The sequence below is a fragment of the Bacillus sp. JJ1521 genome (assembly GCF_036965165.1).
In the GTDB taxonomy this organism is placed as follows: Bacteria; Bacillota; Bacilli; order Bacillales; family Bacillaceae_L; genus Ferdinandcohnia.
Window position 1 is genome coordinate 66,811 of sequence record NZ_JBALOX010000007.1, and the last position, 347, is coordinate 67,157.

At 36.3% G+C, this 347-nt stretch carries 1 protein-coding gene; it reads left to right on the forward strand.

Features of this window, described 5'->3' with window-relative positions; translation table 11 throughout:
* Positions 1 to 305, forward strand: a 305-nt coding sequence (locus V7147_RS01515; protein ID WP_335366091.1) for a DALR anticodon-binding domain-containing protein, incomplete at its 5' end; no start/stop codon positions are given.
* Between the last annotated feature and the right edge of the window lie 42 nt (positions 306 to 347).

Genomic DNA, 347 nt, shown 5'->3' on the forward strand with positions numbered 1-347 from the left:
ATATCGCGAAAAAAGGTGTAGAAACTGAAATAAATGTGAGCCTTTTTGAATCAGATGAAGAAAAACATCTCTTTGAAAAGTTTACGGAAGTTAAACCAAAGGTCATCGAAAGCCTTAAAACACATGATGTAGAAGAAGCATTCCATATATTAGCTTCATTACGAGAGTCAATTGACCAATATTTTGATCATACAATGGTCATGGCAGACGATGAGGCGCTAAGGAAAAATCGCCTTGCGCAAATGGTTCAACTCTCGAAACTCATCTATTTAATCGGGGACATGAATTCGATTATTGTGAAATAATAATTAAAAGTGCAAGGCGCCTTGAAGTGGAACATCGACTAA